The 23,475-nt window shown below is 74.1% G+C and carries 22 protein-coding genes; 12 read left to right on the top strand and 10 right to left on the bottom strand.

Going from position 1 to position 23,475, the window contains the following annotated elements; all coding sequences use genetic code 11:
- Window position 1 precedes the first annotated feature (1 nt).
- Entirely contained in the window at window positions 2–949 is a 948-nt protein-coding gene (locus ACN267_RS00685; protein WP_421483644.1) for an ABC transporter ATP-binding protein, read from the bottom strand.
- A 286-nt stretch (window positions 950–1,235) separates the two neighbouring features.
- On the opposite strand from ACN267_RS00685, the gene ACN267_RS00680 reads away from it, so the two are divergent.
- A complete protein-coding gene (locus ACN267_RS00680) occupies window positions 1,236–2,081 on the top strand; it encodes an alpha/beta hydrolase (RefSeq protein ID WP_421487674.1) in 846 nt (281 codons plus the stop codon).
- 69 nt (window positions 2,082–2,150) lie between these two features.
- Here the strand turns inward: ACN267_RS00680 and ACN267_RS00675 are convergent, their stop codons facing one another.
- Both ACN267_RS00675 and ACN267_RS00670 read right to left on the bottom strand, forming a co-directional pair.
- Window positions 2,151–3,548 carry a transposase gene (locus ACN267_RS00675; RefSeq protein ID WP_421487673.1) on the bottom strand — a complete coding sequence of 466 codons (1,398 nt, stop codon included), beginning with the start codon at window positions 3,546–3,548 and terminating at the stop codon, window positions 2,151–2,153.
- 160 nt (window positions 3,549–3,708) lie between these two features.
- A complete protein-coding gene (locus ACN267_RS00670) occupies window positions 3,709–5,742 on the bottom strand; it encodes a prolyl oligopeptidase family serine peptidase (protein ID WP_421487672.1) in 2,034 nt (677 codons plus the stop codon).
- A gap of 150 nt (window positions 5,743–5,892) precedes the next feature.
- Between ACN267_RS00670 and ACN267_RS00665 the strand changes: the two genes are divergently transcribed.
- Window positions 5,893–7,026 carry a site-2 protease family protein gene (locus tag ACN267_RS00665; protein ID WP_281895146.1) on the top strand — a complete coding sequence of 378 codons (1,134 nt, stop codon included), beginning with the start codon at window positions 5,893–5,895 and terminating at the stop codon, window positions 7,024–7,026.
- A 70-nt stretch (window positions 7,027–7,096) separates the two neighbouring features.
- Here the strand turns inward: ACN267_RS00665 and ACN267_RS00660 are convergent, their stop codons facing one another.
- Window positions 7,097–7,966, bottom strand: a complete 870-nt coding sequence (locus ACN267_RS00660; RefSeq protein WP_281895143.1) for an AraC family transcriptional regulator — start codon at window positions 7,964–7,966, stop codon at window positions 7,097–7,099.
- Between the two features lie 84 nt (window positions 7,967–8,050).
- Window positions 8,051–9,289, bottom strand: coding sequence for an FAD-binding protein (locus ACN267_RS00655; RefSeq protein ID WP_281902908.1), 1,239 nt, complete (start codon window positions 9,287–9,289; stop codon window positions 8,051–8,053).
- A gap of 198 nt (window positions 9,290–9,487) precedes the next feature.
- Between ACN267_RS00655 and ACN267_RS00650 the strand changes: the two genes are divergently transcribed.
- Window positions 9,488–9,844, top strand: a complete 357-nt coding sequence (locus ACN267_RS00650; protein WP_421487671.1) for a hypothetical protein — start codon at window positions 9,488–9,490, stop codon at window positions 9,842–9,844.
- Window positions 9,845–9,884: 40 nt separating this feature from the next.
- Here ACN267_RS00650 and ACN267_RS00645 read toward each other — a convergent pair whose 3' ends face one another.
- Window positions 9,885–10,814, bottom strand: coding sequence for an LLM class F420-dependent oxidoreductase (locus tag ACN267_RS00645; RefSeq protein ID WP_204959492.1), 930 nt, complete (start codon window positions 10,812–10,814; stop codon window positions 9,885–9,887).
- Window positions 10,815–10,910: 96 nt separating this feature from the next.
- Here ACN267_RS00645 and ACN267_RS00640 point away from each other — a divergent pair, with 96 nt between their 5' ends.
- Window positions 10,911–11,216, top strand: a complete 306-nt coding sequence (locus ACN267_RS00640) for an ArsR/SmtB family transcription factor (RefSeq protein WP_204959493.1) — start codon at window positions 10,911–10,913, stop codon at window positions 11,214–11,216.
- 2 nt (window positions 11,217–11,218) lie between these two features.
- Window positions 11,219–11,749 (top strand): SRPBCC family protein, encoded by a 531-nt coding sequence (locus ACN267_RS00635; protein ID WP_204959494.1) that lies wholly within the window; start codon window positions 11,219–11,221, stop codon window positions 11,747–11,749.
- 12 nt (window positions 11,750–11,761) lie between these two features.
- Here ACN267_RS00635 and ACN267_RS00630 read toward each other — a convergent pair whose 3' ends face one another.
- The 3 genes from ACN267_RS00630 to ACN267_RS00620 all read right to left on the bottom strand — a co-directional run bounded on the left by ACN267_RS00630 (window position 11,762) and on the right by ACN267_RS00620 (window position 13,732).
- A complete protein-coding gene (locus tag ACN267_RS00630; protein WP_204959495.1) occupies window positions 11,762–12,799 on the bottom strand; it encodes a hypothetical protein in 1,038 nt (345 codons plus the stop codon).
- Window positions 12,799–13,068 (bottom strand): hypothetical protein, encoded by a 270-nt coding sequence (locus tag ACN267_RS00625; protein ID WP_204959496.1) that lies wholly within the window; start codon window positions 13,066–13,068, stop codon window positions 12,799–12,801. The genes ACN267_RS00630 and ACN267_RS00625 overlap by 1 nt, the downstream gene beginning before the upstream one ends.
- A 214-nt stretch (window positions 13,069–13,282) precedes the next feature.
- Entirely contained in the window at window positions 13,283–13,732 is a 450-nt protein-coding gene (locus ACN267_RS00620) for a hypothetical protein (RefSeq protein WP_421487670.1), read from the bottom strand.
- 132 nt (window positions 13,733–13,864) lie between these two features.
- Here ACN267_RS00620 and ACN267_RS00615 point away from each other — a divergent pair, with 132 nt between their 5' ends.
- From ACN267_RS00615 to ACN267_RS00585, 7 genes are all read left to right on the top strand, one after another.
- The gene (locus tag ACN267_RS00615) at window positions 13,865–14,170 is read left to right on the top strand and encodes a DUF6403 family protein (RefSeq protein ID WP_421487669.1); all 306 of its coding nucleotides are present in this window, start codon (window positions 13,865–13,867) and stop codon (window positions 14,168–14,170) included.
- Window positions 14,167–15,525: a hypothetical protein gene (locus tag ACN267_RS00610; RefSeq protein WP_421487668.1), complete on the top strand. Its 1,359-nt coding sequence runs from the start codon at window positions 14,167–14,169 to the stop codon at window positions 15,523–15,525. Before ACN267_RS00615 ends, ACN267_RS00610 begins: the two co-directional genes overlap by 4 nt.
- Window positions 15,522–16,490: a hypothetical protein gene (locus ACN267_RS00605; RefSeq protein WP_421487667.1), complete on the top strand. Its 969-nt coding sequence runs from the start codon at window positions 15,522–15,524 to the stop codon at window positions 16,488–16,490. Before ACN267_RS00610 ends, ACN267_RS00605 begins: the two co-directional genes overlap by 4 nt.
- Window positions 16,491–16,695: 205 nt before the next feature.
- Window positions 16,696–17,766 (top strand): endonuclease domain-containing protein, encoded by a 1,071-nt coding sequence (locus ACN267_RS00600; protein ID WP_421487666.1) that lies wholly within the window; start codon window positions 16,696–16,698, stop codon window positions 17,764–17,766.
- The gene (locus ACN267_RS00595) at window positions 17,753–18,403 is read left to right on the top strand and encodes a hypothetical protein (protein ID WP_204959502.1); all 651 of its coding nucleotides are present in this window, start codon (window positions 17,753–17,755) and stop codon (window positions 18,401–18,403) included. The genes ACN267_RS00600 and ACN267_RS00595 overlap by 14 nt, the downstream gene beginning before the upstream one ends.
- On the top strand, window positions 18,400–21,648 hold the full coding sequence (locus ACN267_RS00590; RefSeq protein ID WP_421487665.1) for a helicase HerA domain-containing protein: 3,249 nt from the start codon (window positions 18,400–18,402) through the stop codon (window positions 21,646–21,648). Before ACN267_RS00595 ends, ACN267_RS00590 begins: the two co-directional genes overlap by 4 nt.
- Before the next feature lie 83 nt (window positions 21,649–21,731).
- The gene (locus tag ACN267_RS00585; protein WP_204959504.1) at window positions 21,732–22,331 is read left to right on the top strand and encodes a hypothetical protein; all 600 of its coding nucleotides are present in this window, start codon (window positions 21,732–21,734) and stop codon (window positions 22,329–22,331) included.
- Between the two features lie 28 nt (window positions 22,332–22,359).
- Here the strand turns inward: ACN267_RS00585 and ACN267_RS00580 are convergent, their stop codons facing one another.
- Window positions 22,360–23,370 carry a PaaX family transcriptional regulator C-terminal domain-containing protein gene (locus ACN267_RS00580; protein WP_204959505.1) on the bottom strand — a complete coding sequence of 337 codons (1,011 nt, stop codon included), beginning with the start codon at window positions 23,368–23,370 and terminating at the stop codon, window positions 22,360–22,362.
- Window positions 23,371–23,475 lie beyond the last annotated feature (105 nt).

The following is a 23,475-nucleotide window of genomic DNA, read 5'->3' as shown; positions in this document are numbered from 1 at the left end:
CTCAGGCTCCAACGGTCGCGGTGGGGACGGCTTCGGCGGGGTTGGTGTCGGGCGGGGTGGCGTCGGTGGCGGTCAGGGCCAGGAAGGCGTCCTCCAGGTTGCGGGAGGTGATCTCCAGGTCCCGGGCGGCGGTGCGGGTGAGCAGGTGCCGGGCGACGGCGTCCGAGTCGCCGGTACGGATCAGCACGGCGTCGCCGCGTACCTCGACGGCCTCCACGCCGGGCAGCGCGGCCAGGCCGGACTGGTCGGCGTCGGGCAGGGTGGCCCGGACGATCCGGCCGGCGGCCAGGTTCTTGATCTCGGCGGTGGTGCCGTCGGCGACCACCCGGCCCTGCCGGACCAGCACGATCCGGTCGGCGTACGCGTCGGCCTCGTCGAGGTAGTGGGTGGCGAAGATGATCGTCCGGCCGGACCGGGCGTCGGCCCGGATCGCCTGCCAGAAGTCGCGTCGTCCCTCGACGTCCATGCCGGTGGTCGGCTCGTCGAGGACCATCACGTCCGGATCGGAGAGCAGGGCCAACGCGAACCGCAGCCGCTGCTGCTGGCCCCCGGAACACTTCCCGACGAGCCGGTCGGCCAGGTCGGCGATCCCGGCCCGGGTCAGCACCTCGGTGACCGGCCGGGTCCGGCCGAAGAAGGACGCGGTCATCCGTACCGTCTCGGCGACGGTGAGATCCTTGAGCAGGCCGCCGCTCTGCATGACGGCGGCGACCCGGCCGTGGCGGACGGCCTCGGCGGGGGTGCCGCCGAGCAGCCGGACCTCCCCGGCGTCGGGACGGGCCAGGCCGAGCAGCATGTCGATCGTGGTGGTCTTGCCGGCGCCGTTGGGGCCGAGAAAGGCCACCACCTCGCCCGGGTGGATGGTCAGGTCGAGCCCGTCGACGGCGGTCACCGGCCCGAAGCTCTTCCGCAGGCCGCTCAACTCGACGGCCGGACACTCACTTCTCATGCCACCGAGCGTGCGCCCGCCGGCCGGCTCCTTCCCGGCCCGCCCGTCACCTTCCACCCGTGACAAATGTCAGCGGTGTCGCACCCGGTGTCCGTTCCGCGCCGGAGTCGTATGCCTGCTGGGCATTTTTATGCCTGACAGGAATGTCGGTCTCCCACCATCCGGCGTCCCGCACCCGGCACCGTTCGCCCCTCATCCCGGGCGGACAGGCGGGTCCCGGCGCGGGGCATCGGGCGGTGGAAGGTGGGTATGCCGCCGCGGTCGGGGCGAGGTCGGGGAGGACCGCATGGGGAACGCGTCGGAGGGGCGGGTCGACACGGTGGTGTTCGTGCACGGGCTGTGGATGACACCACGCAGTTGGGAGGGCTGGGCGGAGCGGTACGAAGCACGCGGGTTCCGGGTGCTCGCCCCCGCCTGGCCCGGCTTCGACCGGGAGGTGACCGCACTACGCGCCGACCCCGGCACCATCGCCGGCACCACCCTGCGCCAGATCATCGACCACTACGCGACGGTGATCCGCGAGCTGCCCGGCGCACCGATCGTGATCGGCCACTCGTTCGGCGGGCTGGTCGCCCAGGTGCTCGCCGACCGGCAGCTCGGCGCGGCCGTCGTGGCGGTCGCGTCCGCCCCGGTCAAGGGGGTGCTCCGGCTGCCGATCAGCACGCTGCGGGCGTCGTACCCGGTGCTGCGCAGCCCGGTCAACCGGCACCGGGGGGTGCAGATCAGCCCGGACGAGTTCCGGTACGCCTTCGGCAACACGCTCCAACCGGACGACTCCGACCGGGCCTGGCGGCGCTACGCCGTCCCGGCCGCCGGACACGTGCTGTTCGAGGGGGCGTTCGCCAACCTCGACCCGCACTCCGCCGCGACGGTCGACACCGGCCGCGACGACCGGCCGCCGCTGCTGCTGATCGCCGGCGGCCAGGACCACGTGGCCCCGCCGTCGCTGGTCAAGGCGAACGCCGGGCTCTACCAGAAGTCGCGGGCGGTCACCGCGTACCACGAGTTCCCCGGCCGCTCGCACTTCACGGTGGGTGAGCCGGGCTGGGAGGCGGTCGCCGACTACGCCCTGGACTGGGCGACCCGGATGGCGCAGGCCCCGGCGACGGCGGGCACCCCGTCCCGCCGCTGACCCGGCACCGCCCCGCCGGGCGACGCACCCTCACCGCCACCCGTGCCGCCGGGAGCACCTGCCGTCCAGCTAGCCCAGGATCGCCTCGATCAGGCGCATGGTGCCGTCACCCTCCCAGGTCGACTGGTACTTGGTGAGGGTCCGCGCGGGTGGATAGTGCCCCGGCATGTTCAACCAGGCGCAGCCGGTGCGTTTGTGGTGGTGGATCCCTTCCACGATCAGCCGGAGGTCGTACCGCCGGCTCCGCTGCGAGTTGCCGCCCGGCAGGATCGCCGCGATCTGCCGCCACTGCTCGTCGGTGATGCCACCCGGAGCCGGCCGTTCGCCCTGCTCGTCCCGTTCGGGCCGGCGCGATGGTGGACGCGGCACCTCGACGGCTCTCGGCACCCCGACCGGTCCCGGCGGTTCCGCACCGCCCGGTTGGCTCTCCCTGGCCGCCAGCCGGGCCCGCGCCGCCGCCGCGATCTGTTCCCGGACCGGCAACGGCTGGGCCGGCGGATATCCGGTGAAGTCGGGTTCGAGGGCGGCGGTGAGAAGCCCGCAGGTCTGGCGGAGCTGCTCCCACTGCGGGGCGAGGGCCAGCAGATGGGCGGTCGCCGGATCGTCGGGCTGCCCCTGCGGCCCGACGAACGCCTGGAGGCGACCCAGGATCACCGGTTGCCGGTGGGCGTACCAGGCCAGCACGCGGGCCATGGCACCGTGCACCGACGACCGGTACTCCTCCTGGTACGGCCCGGCCAGATTGAACGCGTACACCTGCGTGTTGTAGTCGGCGATGTCGGCGGCGAGGTCCGGGCAGTCCGCCAGCACCTGCGGGAACTGGTCGGGGTCCAGGTAGTCCAGCCACCGGGTCGCCGGCTGGTCGCCGCCGTCAGGTGCCGGGCCCCCAAGCTGACCGGGCAGGTCCGGTTGCGCGACGGTGGCGGTCAGATACCACTGCCGCAGGTGCTCGTCGCACGCTGCGGCGAAGTACGGCAGGTACGCCCCGGCGACCTCGCCGGCGAGGGCCTCGGCGGCCACCGACCAGAGGGCGAACGCGAACCCGGTGTCTGCCTCGAACACCTGCGTCAACCGGGCGACCAGCGCGAACATGTCGTCGAGCTGGGCGAACTCCGCGACGAGCGTCGGATCGACCTCCCCGAACGCCGTCGCCAGGGGGTGGTCGACCCACGGCGGCCGGACGGTCTCCACCAACGCGACGACGAGGTGGTCCCGGTCCAGCTGCCCACTGGCGTGCTGCTGGAGCAGCGTGATCGTGGCCAGGCTACGGCGCAGCTGGTCGACGCCGGTGTGGGCGGCCTGCTCGTCGGCCCAGGCATGGAACATCGCCAGGCAGGTGGGGTTCTGCTGGGTCTCGGCCCAGGTGAGGCGCTGGAAGTACGCCGGCTCGTGCTCGGCGAGCCAGGCGAAGGTGGTGGCGAACGTGTGTTGCCACGGCGCCGGCTGGACGTCCTGATGCGGATACACGCCTGTCTCCCGGTCGGTGGGCGGGTCCGCACCAGCGTGCACCGGATCTGCCGGTCCGTCCCCCGGTCGCCGGCCGGTCCTGCGGGCAGTCCGGGTTGCCCCTGCGGGCAGCCGCCTTCGTCCCCGGGAGAGACCGGGACACCCCGGGCCCGGCGTGCCTTCACCGACCGCCCAGTCGCCGCCACAGAAAACGCAACGTCAGCGCCGACAGGAACGCCCGCTGCTCGTTGTTGCTCGCCGCGCCGTGCCCACCCTCCACGTTCTCGTAGTACGACACGTCGTGGCCGTGCCCGGCCAGCAGCGCGGCCATCTTCCGGGCGTGCCCCGGGTGCACCCGGTCGTCCCGGGTCGAGGTGACGAACAGGACCGGCGGGTACGTCACCCCGGCCCGCACGTTGTGGTACGGCGAGTACTCCCGCAGGAACGCCCAGTCGTCCGGGTCGTCCGGGTCGCCGTACTCGGCCGTCCAGGACGCCCCGGCGAGCAGCAGGTGGTAGCGGCGCATGTCCAGCAGCGGCACGTTCGCCACCACCGCGCCGACCAGCGTCGGACAACGGGTCAGCATCGCCCCCATCAGCAGCCCGCCGTTGCTGCCGCCCTCGACGCCGAGCTGCGGCGCGGTGGTGATCCCCCGGGCCACCAGGTCGGCGGCGACGGCGGCGAAGTCCTCGTACGCCCGGGGGCGGTTCTCGCGCAGCGCCGCCCGGTGCCAGCGCGGGCCGTACTCCCCGCCGCCCCGGATGTTCGCCACCACGTAGCTGCCGCCCCGGGCCAGCCAACCCCGGCCGATCACCCCGTCGTAGTGCGGCGTCAGCGAGATCTCGAACCCGCCGTACCCGGTGAGCAGGGTCGGCCCGGCGGACGCCGTCGGGGGGCCGACCACGGTGTAGGGCACCCGGGTCCCGTCGGCCGAGGTGGCGAAGAACTGGCGCACGGTCAGCCCGGTGGTGTCGAAGAACGCCGGCTCCCGTTTGAGGGTCTCGACCGGCCCGCCGACCCGGCCCAGCCGCAGCGTCGGCGGCCGCAGGTAGCCGGTGGAGGCGATCAGGTAGTCGTCGCCGAGGTCCGGATCGGTGTCCACGATCCAGGTGTCGTCGTCGGCCGACACCCCGGCCAACGGCGTCCGCCGCCAGCCCGACCCGTCGGGGGTGAGCACCTCCAACCGCCGCCGTACGTCGACCAGGGTGGCCAGGATCAGGTGGTTACGGGTCCAGACGTGGTAGCTCAGCGCGGTCCGCTCGTCGGGCTCGAACAGCACGGTGAGGTCGCGGCCCCCGGCGAGGAAGTCGTCGAACCGGGCCACCAGCAGCGCCCCCGCCGGATGGGTGACCCCGGCGACCTCCCACGGGGTCCGCAACCGGATCACCAGCCACTGCCGGTGCACGTCCCACTGGGCGTCCTCGGGCACCGGGACGGGGATCCGGTCGCCGTCGGGGGTCAGCAGGAAACTGCGGGTCCGGTAGAAGTCCAGGCTGCGGCCGACGAAGTCCCGTTCGTACCCGGGTGTCGGATCGTGCGAGGCGTACGCGGAGACGTCCTCGGCCTGCCCCTCGTAGACGATCTCGGCCGCACCCAACGGGGTGCCCCGCCGCCACCGGCGGATCACCCTCGGGTAGCCGGAAACGGTCAGCGAGCCGGGGCCGAGGTCGGTGCCGACGTAGATCCGGTCGACGTCGATCCAGGTGACGTCGCTCTTGGCCTCGGCGAGGGTGAACCCGTCGGGCACGAAGCTGCGGGTGTCGAGGTCGTACTCGCGGACCACCACCGCGTCCTTGCCGCCCCGCGACAGGCTGACCAGGCAGCGCCGGTGGCCGGGCCGCAGCACCGTCACCCCGCCCCAGACCCAGTTCTCGTCCTCGGCGGCGGCCAGCGCGTCCAGGTCGAGCAGCACGTCCCAGGCCGGCTCGGGCCGCCGGTACTCCGCCAGCGTGGTACGCCGCCACAGCCCCCGGGGGTGCGCCGCGTCCCGCCAGAAGCCGTAGTAGAACCCGTCGCCGCGCCAGCCGGGGTACGGGATGCGGTCGTCGGCGTCGAGCACCTGCCGGATCTCGGCCTGCGCCGCCGCGAACGCGTCGTCGCCGGTCAGCGCCGCGACGGTCGCCGCGTTGCGCTCGCGGACCCAGGCGGCTGCCGGCTCCGCGTCGAGTTGCTCCAGCCAGCGGTACGGGTCGTCACCCTCATCGATCAGCGTCACCCCTTCCACTATTCCCGATCGGTCAACCCGCTCCTTCACCACGGCAGCCACCATCTGGGGCGCCCCGAGCTGACCGGGCCCGGACGCCGGCACCCGACGCGACGGCAGCCGTCCTGGCATGGGCGCGGCGACGCCGGGTATGAGCGGGGCATGAGGGCGAGCTTCCGGCTTGGCCGGATCGCGGGGGTACCCGTCGGGGTCAACTGGAGCGTCCTGGTCATCTTCGTGCTGATCGCGTGGGTGCTGTCGGCCAACCAGTTTCCCCGTTCGTACCCCGACCGGCCCGGTTGGGCGTACCTGCTGGCCGGGCTCGCGGCGGCGGTGGTCTTCTTCGTCGGCCTGCTGGCCCACGAGGTGTCGCACGCGGTGGTGGCGAAACGCAACGGCCTCCAGGTGGAGGGGATCACGCTGTGGCTGTTCGGCGGCGTCGCCGAGCTGCGTGGCGAGCCCTCCGACCCGGGCGCGGAGCTACGCATCTCCGGGGTCGGCCCGCTGGTCAGCCTGCTCGTCGGGGTGTTCTTCGGGGCGGTCGCGGTGCTGCTGGCGCTGGCCGGGCAGGAGGGGCTGCTGCTCGGCTCGGTGTCCTGGCTGGCCGGGATCAACGTGCTGCTGGCGGTGTTCAACGTCCTGCCGGCCGCCCCGCTCGACGGGGGCCGGCTGCTGCGTGCCGCCGTGTGGAAGGCCACCGGCGACCGGGCCAGGGCGTCGGTGGTGGCCGCCCGCGCCGGCTGGGTGCTCGGCGTGCTGCTGATCGGCCTGGGCATCTGGCAGTTCCTGGCCGGGTACGGGGTGGGCGGGCTCTGGCTGGCCCTGATCGGCTGGTTCCTGATCGGCGCGGCGGGTACGGAGGAGCGCCAGGCGCGGCTGGGCAGCGCGCTGACCGGCGTCCGGGTCGGTGAGGTGATGACCCCGCAGCCGCAGACCGCGTCGGCGGAGATGACCGTCGCCGACTTCGTCGACCACTACCTGTTCGCCTACCGGCACACGGCGCTGCCGTTGACCGAGGACGGTCGGCCCGTCGGCCTGGTCACCCTGGACCGGGTCCGTGGCGTGCCACCCGACCGCCGGGCCGCCACCACGCTGGCCGAGGTCGCCTGCCGGGCCGACGACCTGGTGCTGGCCCGGCCGGAGGAGCAGCTCAACGACCTGCTCCCCCGCCTTGGCGAGTGCTCCGACGGCCGTGCCCTGGTGGTGACGGGCGACCGGCTCGTCGGCATCGTCTCCCCCAGCGACATCAGCCGCGCCGTGCAGCGCAGCACCCTGCGGCCCCACCCGGCCGGCTGAGGGCCGGGCGCGCGGCGGGGGCGAGGCAGGCGGTCTCCGCAGCGCGCGGACCCCGCGACGTCGGCCCCGGTCAGGCGGTGCCGGCCCGCTCCACCGGAATCCACAGCTCGGCGTCGGCGTGGGTGCCGCCGGCCGCGATGCGGACCCTGGAGATCTCCGGGCCCGGCCGGCTCCGGTAGGGGTTCGACGGGAACCACTGGGTGAACACGTCCCGCCACAGGTGCTGCACGGCCGCCGGGAACTCCCCGGAGGACGCGAAGACCGCCCAGGTCCCCGCCGGCACGTCGAGCGACTCCAGGTCGTCCGGCACGTCCGCGCCGGTCACCACGCCGTACCAGTAATCCAGTTCGACGCCCTCGGAGCGGTCCTCGCCGAGCAGGTCGCTGACGTTGACGATGCCCGCCGGCTCCTGGTCGGACAGGGCCTCGATCCGGGCCGTCGTCCCCGCCGGGATCCCCCTGATGAACGCCACGATCGCCGGGTTCATCCCCTCGTGCACCAGGGGCACCCGGGCCCGCCGGCCCACCAGCCGCAACGCCGGCTTCTCCACCACCCGGTACCGCATGCTGCCACTGCCCTCGACGACGAGCCGGAAGGACAACCGCTGCTGGGAGTGCAGTACGGCCCCGGTACGCCGCGCCTCACCCGGCCCGATGCCGTGCATCGCCCGGAACGCCCTGGTGAACGCCTCGGTCGAGCCGTACCCGTGGCGGACCGCGACGTCGAGCAACGTCCGCTCACCGGCCAGCACCTCGGCCGCCGCGACGGTGAGCCGCCGCCTGCGGACGTACTCCGACAGGGGCATCCCGGCCAGCGCCGAGAACATCCGCCGGAAGTGGTACTCCGAGGTGAGGGTGATCCGTGCCAGGTCAGCCACCTCGATCGGTTCGTCGAGGTGCCGTTCCACGTACGCCAGGGCCTCGTTCAGCCGCTCCAGCATCTGTTCTCCTTGCGCTCACGTGATCCACGCCAGGCAGCCGGGAACGACCGGACCCGACTTCCGGTGCCCGCTGCGGTCGGGTGGTCAGGCGCGGGGGAAGTAGTGGTCGAGCAGGTCGGTGCGGAACACCCCGGCCGGGTCCAGCTCGGTGAGCAGGGCGGCGAAGTCGGCGTACCGGGGGAAGGTGGCGGCGACCACGGCCGGGTCGAGGGTGAAGACCTTGCCCCAGTGCGGCCGGGGGTCGAACGGGGCGAGCCGGGCCTCGACCTCGGCCAGCACCGGCTGCACCGCCGCCGCGTCGTCGACCCAGGTGAAGTGCACGGCCAGCGTGTCGCGCCCCTGGTTGGGGCTCAGCCACAGTTCGTCGGCGGCGACGGTGCGCAGCTCGCAGATCTGCAACACGGGTGCGATCCGCTCCCGCATCCCGGCCAGCGCGGCCAGCGCCCCGGCCCCGGCCGAGCGGGGCAGGTGGTACTCGGACTGGAGTTCGTCGCCGCTGCTGGGCAGGAAGCCGAGCCGGAAGTGCGGCAGCCGCTCGTGCCACGGGCCGGGCTCGCCGAACTGCGGGGTGCAGCTGACCGGGTCCATCCCGGGCACCGGGTGCGCCGGCCCCTCGGCGGGGGTGGTGCCGAGCCAGTCCGGCTCCGGCGGCGGGGCGTCGGCGAGCTGCTTGCGCCAGACCTGGTCGATGTCGGTCGACCGCCAGGTGGTGAACCCGCTGACGCTGTACGCCGAGGCGAGTGCCGCGTCCAGCGCGTCGACGGGCAGGCCCTCGCGGACGTACTGGCGGACGGTGAAGGTGGGCAACACGTCCAGGGTGACCCGGGTGACCACGCCCAGCGCGCCGAGGGACACGACCATGCCGGCGAACCGGTCACCGGCGGAGCGGTCCACGGTGAGCACGTCCCCGTCGGCGGTGACCAGTTCCAGGCCGGCCACGGCGGCGGCCAGGTTGCGGTTGCCGTCGCCGGAGCCGTGGGTGCCGGTGGCGACCGCGCCGGCCACCGAGATGTGCGGCAGCGAGGCGAGGTTGGCCAGGGCCAGCCCCTGCTCGTGCAGCCGGGTGGCCACGTCGCCGTAGCGCAGGCCGGCGGCGACGGTGACGGTGCCGCGTTCCCGGTCGACCTCGACGGTGGGTGGCAACCCGGCCAGCGAGACCAGGTCGCCTGTGGTGTCGCCGATCCGGTTGAACGAGTGGCCGCTGCCGACCGCCCGCACCCGGTCACTGCCGGCGACCAGCCGGCGCAGCTCGTCGAGGGTGGTCGGCTCGTGGAAGGCACGGGCGGCGTAGTGGACGTTGCCGGCCCAGTTGTGCCGGGGCACCCCGCTCACCTGGCGACCCCGGGGGCGGGTTCGACGGCCAGCCCGTCGCGGGCCGCCCGACGCCGGGTCGGGTCGTCCGAGTCGAGTGCCGCGCGGGCGTGTCCCACCAGTGTGTCGACCACGTCGGAACTGTACCCGCGTGGTCCGGTGCACCGTCCGGCACGGTTGTCGGCGGGGTCCGCGGGGAACCATGGCGCGATGAGCAGCTACCGCGACCCGATCCTGCACGGCGACGTCTACCCGTCCGAGGAGGAGATCGACCCGACCGGGGTCGGCCTGGAGCCGGCGAGCGCCCCGCCGTCGGCGTACCCGGACCGGACGGCGCCGACCACGACGCCCGGCCCCCGGGTGGCGCGGAACGAGGCGCACTCGATCGTCACCCACCACCTGGACGGCTCGACGCAGGTGGTGACCGACCTGGACGGTGACGGGATCGCCGACGTGGTCCAGGTCGACCTGGACGGCGACGGCGTACCGGACATCACCTACCTGGACAGCGACCGGGACGGCCGGTTGGACACGGTGGTGCGCGAGCCGGACGCCCGCCACCGCTGACCGGCCCGGCCGCCCGCCACCGGCGCAGTGGCCGCCGGGGTCACAGCTGGGGCATGACCTCGGCGGCGACCAGTTCCAGCTGGTCCAGGTCGGCCAGGTCGAGCACCTGGAGGTAGATCCGCTCGCTGCCGGCCTCGGCGTAGCGGCCGATCGTGTCGACCACCTCGGCGGGGGTGCCGGCGACCCCGTTCTGCCGCAGTTCGGCCGGTTCCCGGCCGATGACGGCGGCCCGGCGGGCCACCTCGGCGTCGTCCCGGCCGCAGCAGAGCACCAGCGCGTTGGACCAGCGCAGGGTGCCCGGGTCGCGGCCCGCCTCGGCGCAGGCCGCGCGGACCCGGCCGAACTGGGCGACCGTCTCGTCGACCGAGACGAAGGGCAGGTTGAACTCGTCGGCGTAGCGGGCGGCCAGGCGCGGGGTGCGCTTGGGTCCCTTGCCGCCGAGCAGGATCGGCGGGCGGGGCTGCTGCACCGGCTTGGGCAGTGCCGGGGAGTTCTCGACCGGGTAGTACCGGCCGGCGTGGTCGAACCGTTCGCCGGCCGGGGTCTCCCACAGCCCGGTGATGACGGCGAGTTGCTCCTCCAGCCGGTCGAAGCGTTCGCCCAGCGGCGGGAACGGGATGCCGTAGGCGGTGTGTTCCTCGGCGAACCAGCCGGCGCCGAGGCCCAACTCGACCCGGCCGCCGCTCATCTGGTCGACCTGGGCGACGGTGATCGCCAGCGGGCCGGGCAGCCGGAAGGTGGCCGCCGTGACCAGCGTGCCGAGCCGGATCCGGGAGGTGTCCCGGGCCAGCCCGGCCAGGGTGGTCCAGGCGTCGGTCGGGCCGGGTTCGCCGGTGGAGGACCCCATCGCCAGGTAGTGGTCGGAGCGGAAGAACGCGCCGTAGCCGGCGTCCTCGGCGGCGCGGGCCACCGTGAGCAGTTGGTCGTAGGTGGCGCCCTGCTGGGGCTCGGTGAAGATCCGCAGTTCCATGCTCCGAGCATAGGGAGCCGGGCGGGCACCCGCTCGGGCCCCGCCGACCAGCTATATGCCTTGACAGCAATATGCCGGTGCAGGCATATTGCCTGCGTGTCCGTTGACGCCTTCGCCGTCCTGGCCGAGCCGAGCCGCCGCCGCATCCTCGACACGCTCCGCCGGGCCGAGTGCAGCGTCGGCGAGCTGGTCGACACGCTGGAGCTGAGCCAGCCGGCCGTCTCCAAACACCTGCGGGTGCTCCGCGAAGCCGGCTTCGTCTCCTGCCGCGCGGTCGCCCAGCACCGCATCTACCGCCTCGACCCGCGTCGGCTGCGGGCGGTGGACGACTGGCTGGCCCCGTACCGGCGGATGTGGGAGACCCACCTCGACGCCCTGGAGCGTCACCTCGACAAGGAGTGACCATGGATCCTGCCCCGTTGCGCCCCGGCCCACCGGCCGAGGTCACCGCCGTCCCCGCCGACGGCCGGTGGACCCTGCGCTTCGTCCGCGAACTGCGGCACCCACCGCAGCGGGTCTGGGCGGCGCTGACCGACCCGGCCCAGTTGGCCGGGTGGGCGCCGTTCCTGGCCGACCGCGACCTCGGCACCCCCGGCGACGTGGTGCTCACCCTGGTCGACGGCGACACGACCGACGCGCAGCCGGCCACCGTCCGCCGGGCCGAGGCACCGCGCCTGCTGGAACACACCTGGGGCGGGGACCTGCTCCGCTGGGAGCTGACCCCGACCGCCGACGGCACCCGGCTCACCCTGTGGCACACCGTCGCCGACCGGGGCACGCTGCCGATGGTGGCCGCCGGCTGGCACCTCTGCGTCGACGTCGCCGACCGGCTGCTCGCCGGCGACCCGGTCGGCCCGGTCCGGGGCCGCGCCGCCCTCGACCACGGCTGGGCGCAACTACGCGACGCGTACGCCCACGAACTCGGCGACGGCTGAGACGCCCGCGCCTCAGCCGAACGGCCTGGTCGCGTACGCGGCACGCAGGGCGGCCAGGCCCGGCTGCTTCGGCGTCAGGGTGCCCCAGCCGGAGTTGAAGTAGTTCGCCCGCACGATCCGGGGCCCCCGCTCGGCGTTGAGCCGGGCCAGGGCCGCCGGCACGGTGGCGATCCAGGCCGCCTGGTCGGGGAAGGCGGACACCTGCACCCCCCACTCCGCGATGATCACCGGTCGGGAGAGCGCCACCGGCCCGAGGTCGGTCACCGCCCAGTCCCGCGTCCGGCGGAACCGGCCCGACGCGGTGTGCGCCGGGTCGGTCGCGTAGACGTTCCACTGGAGGAAATCCACCCGGGACATCAGCGCCTCCGGATGGGTACGCCGGAAGGCCGCCCGGTCGAAGCCGCCCGAACCGACCGAGAAGGTGGTGCCGGTGGGCAGGCCCCGGGCCCGCAACCAGTTCACCACGTAGGTCAGCGCCTGCACCGCGCGGGCGTCCGACTCGGCCCAGGTGAACGACACACCCGCCTCGGTGGTGCCGAACTCGTGGTCGGTGTCCAGCTCCGAGGCGAGTTGCAGGTTCACCGGGAACCCCAGCGTCCGGTACTGCGACAGGGCGCGGGCGAGCAGCCCGTCGCACTGACCGGCGAGCACCTGCCCGTACCCGTACGCCCGGGGCCAGGTGGTGCCCGGACGCTGCTGGATGGTCATCGCCGGCGCGGGAACGGTCCAGGTCACCCCGTCGACGGTGAACGTCTGCGCGCCGGGGCTGCCCGCGCCGTAGTGCTTCAGCTCCAGCACCATGTTCGCCGCGACCCCGGCCCGCCCGAGGTCGCGCAGCCAGGTCATGCCGTAGCCGGGGAAGACGTAGCCGTCGGCGAGGCTGCGGTACTGGGTCAGCGAACGGAAGTTCCCGCCCACCATGTCCCCCGTCGGGTCGGCGTTGCCGGCCAGGTAGTAGCCACCCCACACCGGTGGTGCCAGAGCGTAGTCGGCCGCCGCGCTGGCGGTGCGTCCGCCCTGGTCACGCACGGTCACGGTGACCCGGGGCATCAGGCCACCGCCCGGTACACGGCGGTCGTCCCGGTGTCCGAGACCATCGTCCAGGCCCGGCCGGAGTCGTCGGCGATCTCGACGCCGAGCGGGTCGATGACCGCGGTGACCCGCACCGGGGCGCTGCTGTTGCCGTCCGGGTCGGTCAGCACGATGGTGACGGTCACCGGCCGGGTGTCCGGGTCGGCGTAGTCGACGGTGAGCGTCATCGGCTCACCCGGGGCGTAGGTCGAGGCGTCGAGGCTGGCGGTCACGGTGGGAGCGGCCATGGCGGCCCCTCCTTCCTTGCTGGCCCGGTCGACGGGCGCGACGCCCGCCGGCCGGAGATGGTGACGTCGTTGTCCGGACCGGGCGGTGGCGACCGGGCACGGTCACCGCCGGCCGGCCGGACCGGTGCGCCGCGCCTCCCCGGCCACACCGCCATCCACCTGCGTCAACAGTGCCCCCTGCGAGCCCCGGGCGTCCTGTCGGCAATCCGCCAGGTCACCGGGTGCGGCGTCGGCGGAACAGGTGGGCACCGAGGCTGACCAGGGTGCTGCCGAGGCCGGTGCCGAGGAACACCAGCACCGCCCCCACCACCCACAGCCCGGAGTCGTCGGTCGCCGCCGCGTGCCCCGACCAGGCGGCCGTGAACGCCACCGTCATCACCGGCGCCACCAGCACCGGGCTGAGCAGCCAGCCGGCGACGGCGGCGACCACGACCAGGGTGAGCACCGCGCCGACCACCTGCCAGACCGCGTACGGACCGGAGGTCGCGCCGGTGCGGGGATCCGTCGAGTAGCCGCTCTCCCACCCCAGCCAGGCCGCCCAGGTGCCGATCGTCGCGGCCGCCAGCAGCACACCGCCGAGAAGGGTTCGGGTACGCGTCATCTGCACGCCCCGATCATCGTCGGCGGGGCCGGCCACCGGATGAGCACCCGTACTCACGATCACCGGCACACCACCCTTCGCAGCGGTAACCGCCCTGGTCGGGGGCCGTGTGGCGCGGGTTGCCCCGATCGGCGAGACTCGGTCGGAACCACCCCCGGGGGCCGTCCCCCGGACCCCGGCGAACGGTTGGAGCCCATGGCAGACCCCTCCCTGTTCTGGCTGGCCGGCGCGGTGCTGCTGGTGACCGCGGGCGTGGCGACCAGCCTGCTGCCGCACCGGCGGGCCCACGCGGAGCAGCGGCGGACCGCCTGGTCGGCCGCGCGCGCGGCGATCGACAGCGCGGCCGTCAGCCGGGACGCGGCCCCGGGCCCGGTGCCCGAGGCGGAACGGCTGCTGACCCGCGCCGAGTCGCTCGCGGGTGCACGCGGCGGGGTCGACGCGGCGCGGGCGGCGGCCGAGCACGCCCGGCAGGCCGACCGGCTGTGGCGGGAGCACCGGTGACCGCCCGCGGATACCGCCGCCTGGCCGAGCCGCTGCGTTGGACGCTGCTCGGGCTCGCCGTGCTCGTCCTGGTGGTCTTCCTGGTCGCCCAGCGGCAGCAGGGCATCGACGTCAGCTACGGCCGGTCACCGGCGTCGACGGCCGGGGTCGACACGGACGGCGCCGGCACCTCCGACCGGGCCACCGTGCCGTCGGTGGACGAGATGACCGCGCTGGTCGCCGCCGCGCCGGTGGTCCGCCTGCCCGGCTCGGTGGCGTACTGGAACGAGCAGCGGGTGCGGGAGGTGGCCGGCGACACCCGGATCCTGGTCGCCCCGCCCGGCCTGGACAAAGACGAACGGGAGCGGGTCCGGGACGTGGAGAACGCCACGATCCGGGTGATCGGCACCGAGGTCAGCGGCGGTTTCTACCAGGCCAGCTCCGACCGGCTGCCCGCCTGGCGGGCACAGTTCGCCACCGGGGACGTCACCGACCTGCTGATCGCCCTGATCACCGCGCTACGCAAGGAGTCCACCCCGGCCGACCGGGACGAGCTGCGCTGGCGCGAGCCGAGCGGGCCGGAGCTGACCACCGTCCTGACCGACCTGCGGGCCACCAGCCGGCACATCGCGCCCGGCGCGACCCTCACCGACGTGCCCGAGGCCGCCGCCCGCAACGCCTTCCCCGACGGCGCCTGGTACGTAGCGCTGCCCGTGCAGCGCTACGGCGAACCCCTGCCCCGGTACGGCCCCGCCCTGAGCGCCCGGTTCCCCGACCGGCCGATCGTGGTGATGTACGGGCTCTGGATCGAATACCACGGGCCGGGCGCGGCGGACTTCGCGGAGCTGGCCGGGGCGAGCTTCTACGGCCAGTTCGCCGGCGTGCTCAGCCGCTCCGACTATCCGCAGCGCAACGTGCTGGGTGTCTACCTCAACCGGGTGACCGACATCCGCTACGCGGGCCTGTTCGAGCGGCCCCTGCCGTACCGGCCGGCCGACCCGCTGCGGGTGGCGCTGCCGGCGCTGCCGTGGCTCTTCGCGGGCTGCGTGGCGGCGTTCATGGTGCTGTCGGCCCGGTCGTTGCGCCGGCCCGGCCGGCGGCTGGGCAGCCGGCGGGACACCACGCCGACCCGGCTGGCCGGGTTGACCGCGCTGGCCGTCGAGGTGTCGCTGCTGACCGACGCCCGCAGCAACCCGGCGCTGACCCGGGGCATCGTCACACTCCAGGCCGCCCGGTCGGCGTGGGAGGAGAAGCTGCCCGCCCGGCACGTCCGCACCCTGCTCGACGAGGCGGCGGCCGAGCTGGACGACACCGCGCGCCAGGTCGGCATCGCCAGTTACCGCCCGGACAACTACCTGCGGGGCAGGCTGTCATGACACGTTCCGTATCCCCGCAGACCGCCGCCCGCTCGTGGCAGGGACGCGTCGCCGGCCTGCTCGGCACCCCGTTCGGCCTGGCCGTCCTGGCCTGCCTGGTGCTGGCCGGCTGGGCGGTGTGGAGCGGTGGGGCGCTGGACGGCGCGATCGCCAGGCACGTGCGCACCACGTCGTTCTATGCCGACCCGGGGCTCGACGTGGACCGGGCCGAGGCGGAACGGATCATCGGCAACCGCCGGCTGGTGGTGATCCTACGCTCCCCCGGGGCCGACCTGCGGGACACCTGCAAGCAGGTGCACCGAGCCGCCGACGGGACCATCGTGCTGGTGCTCAGCCGCGACGGCGACGACTACGACACCTACGGCTGCGCCCTGGTGCCCGGGTACGAGAAGAAGAACCTGGGCAAGGCCGCCGCGGCCGAGATGATCATCGGGCGGGGCATCGACACGTTCGTCGACCGCCCACTGGAGGCCGTGAAGGTCATCGCCGTCAACTACGACCGGCTGGTCAAGGCCGGCACCGTGCCCGACGGCGCGCGGAGGATCAGCCCGTCGCTGCCCCGGTTCCTGCTCGCCGCCGCGGCGGTCACCGGGGTCGTCGCCGGAGCATCCGGGCTCTACTTCGGTGGCCGGCGGGCCGGGCGGCTCGCGGCGGCCCGACGGGTCCGCCGCGACGAACGCACCGACAGCCGCAGCATGCTCAGCGCCGCCACCGCCGGCCTGGCCCAGCAGATCATCGACCTCGACCCGACGTACGCCCTGCTGAGCAGCCGGCGCGGCGGCGACGACAGCACCTTCGTCAAGCGCTACCGGCAGTTGACCTCCGACCATGCCGCCCTGCTCGACCGGCTGTCGACCCTGGACGACGCCGACGAGGAGGCGGTACGGGCACTGACCGACCGGGTCGAGTCGCTGAGCCGCCGGGCACAGTCCCTCACCGACCGGAAACCCCACCCGTCCCCGTGACCCGTCACACCGGCCGGGCCGGCCACCGTGCGTCCAGCTGTCCGAAGCACGACTGACCGGGGACGGCTCTGGCGCTTCCGGTGAACCGCTTCGTAGTGTGTGCGGGTTCGGCCGACAGCCACACGGGAGGATGAAGACCGCTGAGTTCCGCCCGATCCGACCTCCCCCGGGAAACGGCGGTCGCGGTCCACGCCGGTGACCTGCCATGAGTCTCCTCCAGCAGCTCGCCGGGTTACCGGCGGACCGCGTCGTGCAGCTGCGCGGCGTACCCACCGACACGGTCGCGGCGGCCACCACCGGGGACGCGGCCGGCCCGGTCGCCGTCGTGCTGCGACCCGGCCCGACCCGTACCCCCGGTTCCTTCGTCCGTGCCGTCCTGGACGACCTCGAACGGGTGGCGGTGGCGCTGCTGCCCGGCTGGCTTCCCGAGGCCGCGCACGTGGCCCGCGCCGACCCGTTCGGCCTGGCCGCCGTCCGGGCCGCAGCCGGCCGGCGGGCGCGGGGCTCCGCGCACTCCGCGCCGTTCCTGGCGTACCTCGCCGGTGTGGCGGTGTCCGGGCGGCGGCCACCGACCGACCCGTTCCCCCCGGAGGTCCGCTGTCCCGGGTTGACCCGGGTGGTGGCGGACGGCTTCGACCGGCCCCGGCTGAGCCTGCTGGTCGAGGTGCCCGCCGGTCTCGACCCGGCCGGGGAACGGGCCGTCGTGGCGGGCGCGGAGTGGCTGTGCCACCACGGCCGGGCCGCCGTGTGGCTGACCGGGACGCCGTTGCGGCACGAGGACCGGGTGGTCGACGTCGTGCTCACCCCGGCGGCGACGCCGCCGGGGCCGGTCCCGGCCACGCCACCCCGGCCGGTCCCGGCGACGCCACCCCGGCCGGTCCCAGCCACGCCACCGACGGTGCTCGGGCGTCCCCATCCCGGCAGCGCCACCGAGGCGGCACTGGAGGCGGCACTGGCCGCCGAGGGCTGGGCGGCGGGCCGGGTCTGGAACCGCTACCACCAGTCGCATCCCCTCGCGCCCCCGGTCTGCCCCGACCTGCTCTGGCCCGCGGAACGCTGTGTCGTCGAGGTCGACGGCCCGGAGCACTGCCGGCCGGACCGGTTCGAGGCGGACCGGCAGCGCGACGTGCGGTTGCAGATGGACGGTTACGCCGTCCTGCGCTTCACCAATGCCCGAATCAACCACGACGTCGGGGCGGTGGTGCACCAGATCGGCACCGTCATCCGGGCCCGACGACGCGACATGGCGGAAGGAACGTTCCATGCCCCGCGATGACCTCACCCCCTCCGAGAGCGCGATCCTGATCGTGTTGATGGCCGAGGCCCGGGAGGTGCCCAACACCGAGTTGCGCAAGCGCTACGGCGTCGACGTCCGCAAGTCGTACCGGGACAAGCTCAACCGGCTCGGCTTCCTGGACAGCCGCCGCGACGGCAACACCTTCCTGCACCAGCTCGCCGACAAAGGGTGGGTCCGGGTGCAGGAGGACCTCAACTTCCAGTCGGCGCAGGGCCGCATCCTCGGCGGGGCGCTGACGGCGTTGCAGGTGAACCTGCGGGACCGGGTGATGGGCCGCAGCGACTACCGCACGTTCGGTGAGATGTTCGCGTTGACCGACGTACGGGCCGGCACGGGGCAACCGGACCAGCGGCGTACCCTCGGGCTCCGCGTCCGGCACGCCTATGCGGCATTGGCCGCCGAACCGGGGGCCTGGGTCAGCCTGACCCGGCTGCGGCCGTTCTTCGGCGACGTCGACCCCGCCGACCTCGACGGGGCGCTGCGGGACCTGGAACGCGAGCCGGACGTCGACATCGTCCCGGAAGAGAACCAGAAGCTGCTGACCCCGGCGGACGTGGCGGCGGCCCTGCGGCTCGGCGGCCAGGACAAGCACCTGCTGGCGATCGGGGTGGGATGACCGTGGCGGAACAGGCGGCCCTGGCGGCGCTCAGGCTCGACTGGGCACCGGTGCCCGACGACGTCTGGCGGCCCTCGCCGTTCCACGTGGAGGGCCTGCACACCGCCGTGGTCCGCGACGTCCTCGACGGGGTGGCCGACGCCCGGAACAGCGCCGACAGCAGCCCGATCGGGTTGGTGCTCCAGGGTCAGCGCGGCTCGGGCAAGACCCACCTGCTGGGCTGGATCCGCCAGCAGGTGCAGCAGCAGGACGGCTACTTCTTCCTGGTCGGCCTGCTCGACGCGCGCGGCTTCTGGGACAGCGTGCTCACCGCCATGCTCGACGGGCTCGCCCGGCCGGTGCCCGACGGGGAGAGCCAGCTCCGGCTGCTGCTGCGCCGGCTCTCCTCGATGGTCGGGGCACCCCGGTCGGCCCGCCGGGCGGTGATGGGCGACACCGAACTGACCCGGCCGGCCCTGGACGCGTTCGTCGAAGGGCTCGTCGGGTACGCGCCGCACGTGGCCCGTGCCTGCCGGGAGACGGCGCGGGCGCTCGCGCTGAGCGTCTCGGAGGACGGCACCCACCGGGACATCGCGGAGAACTACTTCACCTCGGGCGAGGAGGGGGAACCGGGCGAACGCGGTGCCTGGGGCATGCGGCGGGCCCCCCGCACCGCGCAGCAGATCGTCCAGGAACTCTCCTGGCTGCTGGCCCTCACCGGCCCGTCCGTGATCGCCGTCGACCAGATCGACACCCTGATCGCGCAGTCCGTGGCCAGCGGTGACGCCCTGCACGCCCGGCCCGGCGCGCAGGACGACCCGGAGCAGGCCGCGGTGCACGCCCGGATCGCCGACGGCCTGATGTCGCTGCGCCAGCTCACCCGCCGCACGCTCACCCTGGTGGCCTGCCTGCCGACCTCGTGGACGATCATCAGGAGCCGGACGGTGGGGACGGTGAGCGACAGGTTCCGGGTGGCGCCCCGGCTCACCACCATCCACGACGCCGCCCTGGCCCGGCAGATCGTCGAACGGCGGTTCGCCGCCCGGTTCGCCGAGCGCGGCTTCGTACCCCCGTATCCGTCGTGGCCGGTGCGGCCGGAAGCCTTCGCGCAGGCCGAGGGGATGACCCCCAGGCAGTTGCTGATCGACATCGACCGGCACGTCCGGGCCTGCGTCGTGGCCGGCGAGGTGCGGGAGCTCGACCGGCTCGGTGCCGCGGCGCAGCCGCAACCCCACGGCCCGGACCTGCCCCCCGTCGCGGACCTCGATCGCTTCGACGCGAGATTCGCCCAGCTCAAGAGCGAGGTCGACGTTTCCGCCCCGCTGGCCCGCGACAGCGAGGACGGCACCGTCCCGGCGTTGCTCGCGGCGGGGCTGACCGCCTGGGTGATGGCGCGCGGCGAGGGCGGCGGATCGTTCAGCGTGGACCCGCCCCCGAGCGCCCAGCCGCCGCTGCACGCCCGGCTCCGGCTCACCCTCGACGAGGCCACCGAGGACCAGGTCCACTGGTGTTTCCGGGCGATCAGCGAGGAACACCACGCCATCGCCGCGCTGGCCCGGCTGCGGAAGGCGTGCACGGTGGCGGGGCTCGACGCCCGGGTGGCCCGCCGCAAGCTCTTCCTGCTCCGCAACGGGGCCTGGTCGAGCGGGGCCAAGACCCGGCAGGCGGTCACGGCCTTCACCCAGGCCGGCGGGACGATCCTGCCGCTGGACCACGAGGACCTCCGCATCCTCGGGGCGCTGCGGGTCATGCTGGCCGAGTCCCCCGCCGACATCCGGGGCTGGTTGACCACCCGTCAACCGACCCGGGACATCTCCGTGTTGCGGCAGGCCCTCGCTTCCGCCGATGACTGGCTCTCCGATGCTGCCGGCGACCACAAAGCCGGTTCAGCGGTACGCCCGAACCACACCGGACCGGTCACCGCAGGACCGACCGAGACGACACCGACCGAGGTGGAATCGGTCGACGCGGGGACAGCCGGCGGGAGGCCCGGCTCGGGGGACGTCGACCCACCACCGGCCGGCGGTGAGAAGTCGGGTCCGTGCCTCACCGTGGGGTACGACCACCGCACCGACGAACCCGTGTCCCTCCCGCTCGAAGCCCTCCGCAAGCACACCACCATCTTCGCCGGCTCCGGGTCGGGCAAGACCGTGCTGATCCGGCGCGTCCTGGAGGAGTGTGCCCTCGCCGGGGTCTCCGCCATCGTCCTCGACCCCAACAACGACCTGGCCCGGCTCGGTGACGGGTGGCCGGAGCCGCCGCCGGACTGGCGCGCCGGGGACGCGGAGAAGGCCGACGACTACCTCGCCGGGACCGACGTGGTGGTGTGGACGCCGCGCCGGTCGTCGGGCCGCCCGTTGAGCTTCCAACCGCTGCCGGACTTCCGGGGCGTGCGCGACGACCCCGACGAGTTCCACGAGGCCGTGGAGGCGGCTGTCGCGTCGCTCGCGCCGCGCGCCCAGCTGACCGGTCGGACCAACAAGGTCCACCTGGGGCTCGCCGTGCTGCGTAAGGCCGTCGAGCACTACGGCCGGCGGGGCGGCAGCCGGGTGCAGGGGCTGATCGACACCCTGGCCGATCTGCCGGACGGGCTGCTGGACATCGACGGGGCGGACAAGATCGGGGTGGGGATCGCGCAGTCGCTGGCCGCGGCGATGGTCAACGATCCGCTGTTCGGCGGCGAGGGCAGCCCGATGGACCCGGGGCTGCTGCTCACCCCCGCCCCCGGCGCGCGGGCCCGGATCTCCGTGGTCAGCCTCGTCGGGTTGCAGTCCGACGAGGCCCGGCAGGGCTTCGTCAACCAGTTGCAGATGGCGTTGTTCGCCTGGATCAGGAAGCACCCGGCGAACGACAGGCCGCTGCTCGGGCTGCTGGTGATGGACGAGGCACAGACGTTCGCCCCGTCCGGCGCGATGACGCCGTGCACCCAGAGCACGCTGGCGCTGGCAGCGCAGGCCCGCAAGTACGGCCTGGGGCTGGTCTTCGCCACCCAGGCGCCCAAGGGGTTGCACAACCGGATCCCGGGCAACGCGGCGACCCAGCTCTACGGCCGGTTGAACAGCCCGATCCAGATCGAGGCCGCCCGGGAGATGGCCAAGGCGAAGGGTGGCGACATCGTCGACGTCGCCCGGCTCGGCACCGGCGAGTTCTACCTCGCCGCCGAGGGGGCCGCACCGGTGAAGATCAGGACCCCGCTGTCGCTCAGCCATCATCCGCGTAGTCCGCTCACCGCCGAGGAGGTGCTGGAGCGGGCCCGCCGCAGGTGAGCTCGACGAACCCTCCACCCTGCGGATCTTGCCACCGCGATCTAGCGTGGAAGGAGCCTGTTCACCGGCAGTAAGGATCATCGATGTTGCGCAAGCATCTGATCGGGTTGATCGTCGGCGTCGTCGTCATCGTGTCGCTGGGGGCCGCCGCCGTGGTCTGGCTCACGCCCGACGGGCCGGAGTCGACCGGGCCGGGGCCGGACGCGGCGGCACCGGCCGGGGTGACCACCTCCGGGCCCACGCAGCCGACCCCCGGCAGCCCCGCCCCGTCGACCACCGTGCCCGGCGCGGTCGCTTCGGCGTCGCCGGAGGCCGGCCCACGGCAGATGAGTCGCCTCCTGTACGACGACGGGCAGAACACGGCGACCGTCACGGGTCTGGAGGTCACGGCGGGGACGTTGCGGGTGCAGCTGCGCTATGCGACCCGGTCCCCCGGCGGCTGGGTGCTCAGCTGCCCGGCCCGGACGGCGGATCTCCAGTCGTCGCATCTGACGCTGGCCGACGGGCGGGAGGTCTTCCCGGTCGACACGTACTGCGCGTCGCAGCGGCCCGGCACGGATTTCACCCTGCGGCCCGGTGCGGTCCTGGAGAGCTGGGGCGTGTTCCCGGTCGTGCCGTCCGGCGACGACCCCTTCTCCCTCACCTGGTACGACCTGGGCACCGTCGAGGGGCTGAAACTCTGAGCGGGCCGTGGGGCCGGCGGTTGACGGGTCAGTGCGCGGGGGACGACTGCGCCAGGTCCGGTGGGGCGGCGTGCCGGGTTTCGGTGGCGCATACGCCGGCCAGCAGGTCGGCGGTGGTGTGCGCCCGCACGTCGGCCTGCGTACCGTCGGCGAACCGGGCGACGACGGCCCGGACGTGCCGCTCGGCGGTGTCGGCGAGCCCGTCGTAGACGGCGGCGAAGGTCTCCCGGGCGGGGCCGCGCAGCCAGCCGGCGGGCAGCAGCCGCAGCGGTAGCTGCGGATCGAGGGTGGGGAACCGCCGGAAGGTGTCCATCACCTCGGTCCGGGCCCGGACCGCCTCCGCGCCGTCGACCCGGCCGGCGGCGATCCGTGGCAGCAGGGGCCGCCAGCGCCGCAGGAAGCTCTCGTACTGTTCGGCGACCGCCGCGACGTCCCAGGCGTCGAGCGGGTCGCGGCCGGCGACCGCGTCGAGGTCGACCCGGCGGCCCCGGAACACGGTGACCGCGCCGAGGTGGAGCTGGGTGAGCTGGGCCCGTGCCTTCGGGGTCAGCTCGTGCGGCGAGATCCACAGTCCGTCGTACAACGGCGCGTAGCCCAGCCACCGGAGTTGGCCGCGCAGGGCGCGTCGTTGCGCGCTGCGCTCCTGGGGCAGGGAGAACGCGACGAGGGTCCAGCACTCGTCCCACGGTTGGGTGGTGGTGGTCGCGGCCATCACCCAGCTGCCACCGACGGAGAGGCTGACGGCGGCGGACCGGCTGAGCCGGTACGAGCTGCGCCGGCCCTGCCGGCTCCCCTCCAGTACGCCCCGGCGGGCCAGCCGGCTGATCACGGTCCGCGCGCCGGCGAGGCTGACGTCGGACTCGGCCAGCAGCGCGACGATCGCGGCGGACGGCAGCCACGCCCGGGTCCGCAGCGTGTAGTCGGCCAGCAGGGTCACCGCGACGCCCTGGGGCGAGTTGCCGGCCTGCCGTCGGGGCAGCCGCACCGGGTGGTCCCCGTCGTCGGGGAAGATCTCCTCGATGTCGAACGGGTGTGGCACTGGGACGCTCCGGGCTCGGCTGGGCGACGGTGGCACCGACTGTAGACGGCGCACCGGTGCCCGCCTACCGAACGCGGTCCGGGGTGGACCCGGGGGCGGAACCGG

This window comes from Micromonospora sp. WMMD734 (assembly GCF_049178975.1).
In the GTDB taxonomy this organism is placed as follows: Bacteria; Actinomycetota; Actinomycetes; order Mycobacteriales; family Micromonosporaceae; genus Micromonospora; species Micromonospora wenchangensis.
Note: the sequence above shows the minus strand (reverse complement) of the source record. Positions and strands in the feature narration are given on the sequence as shown.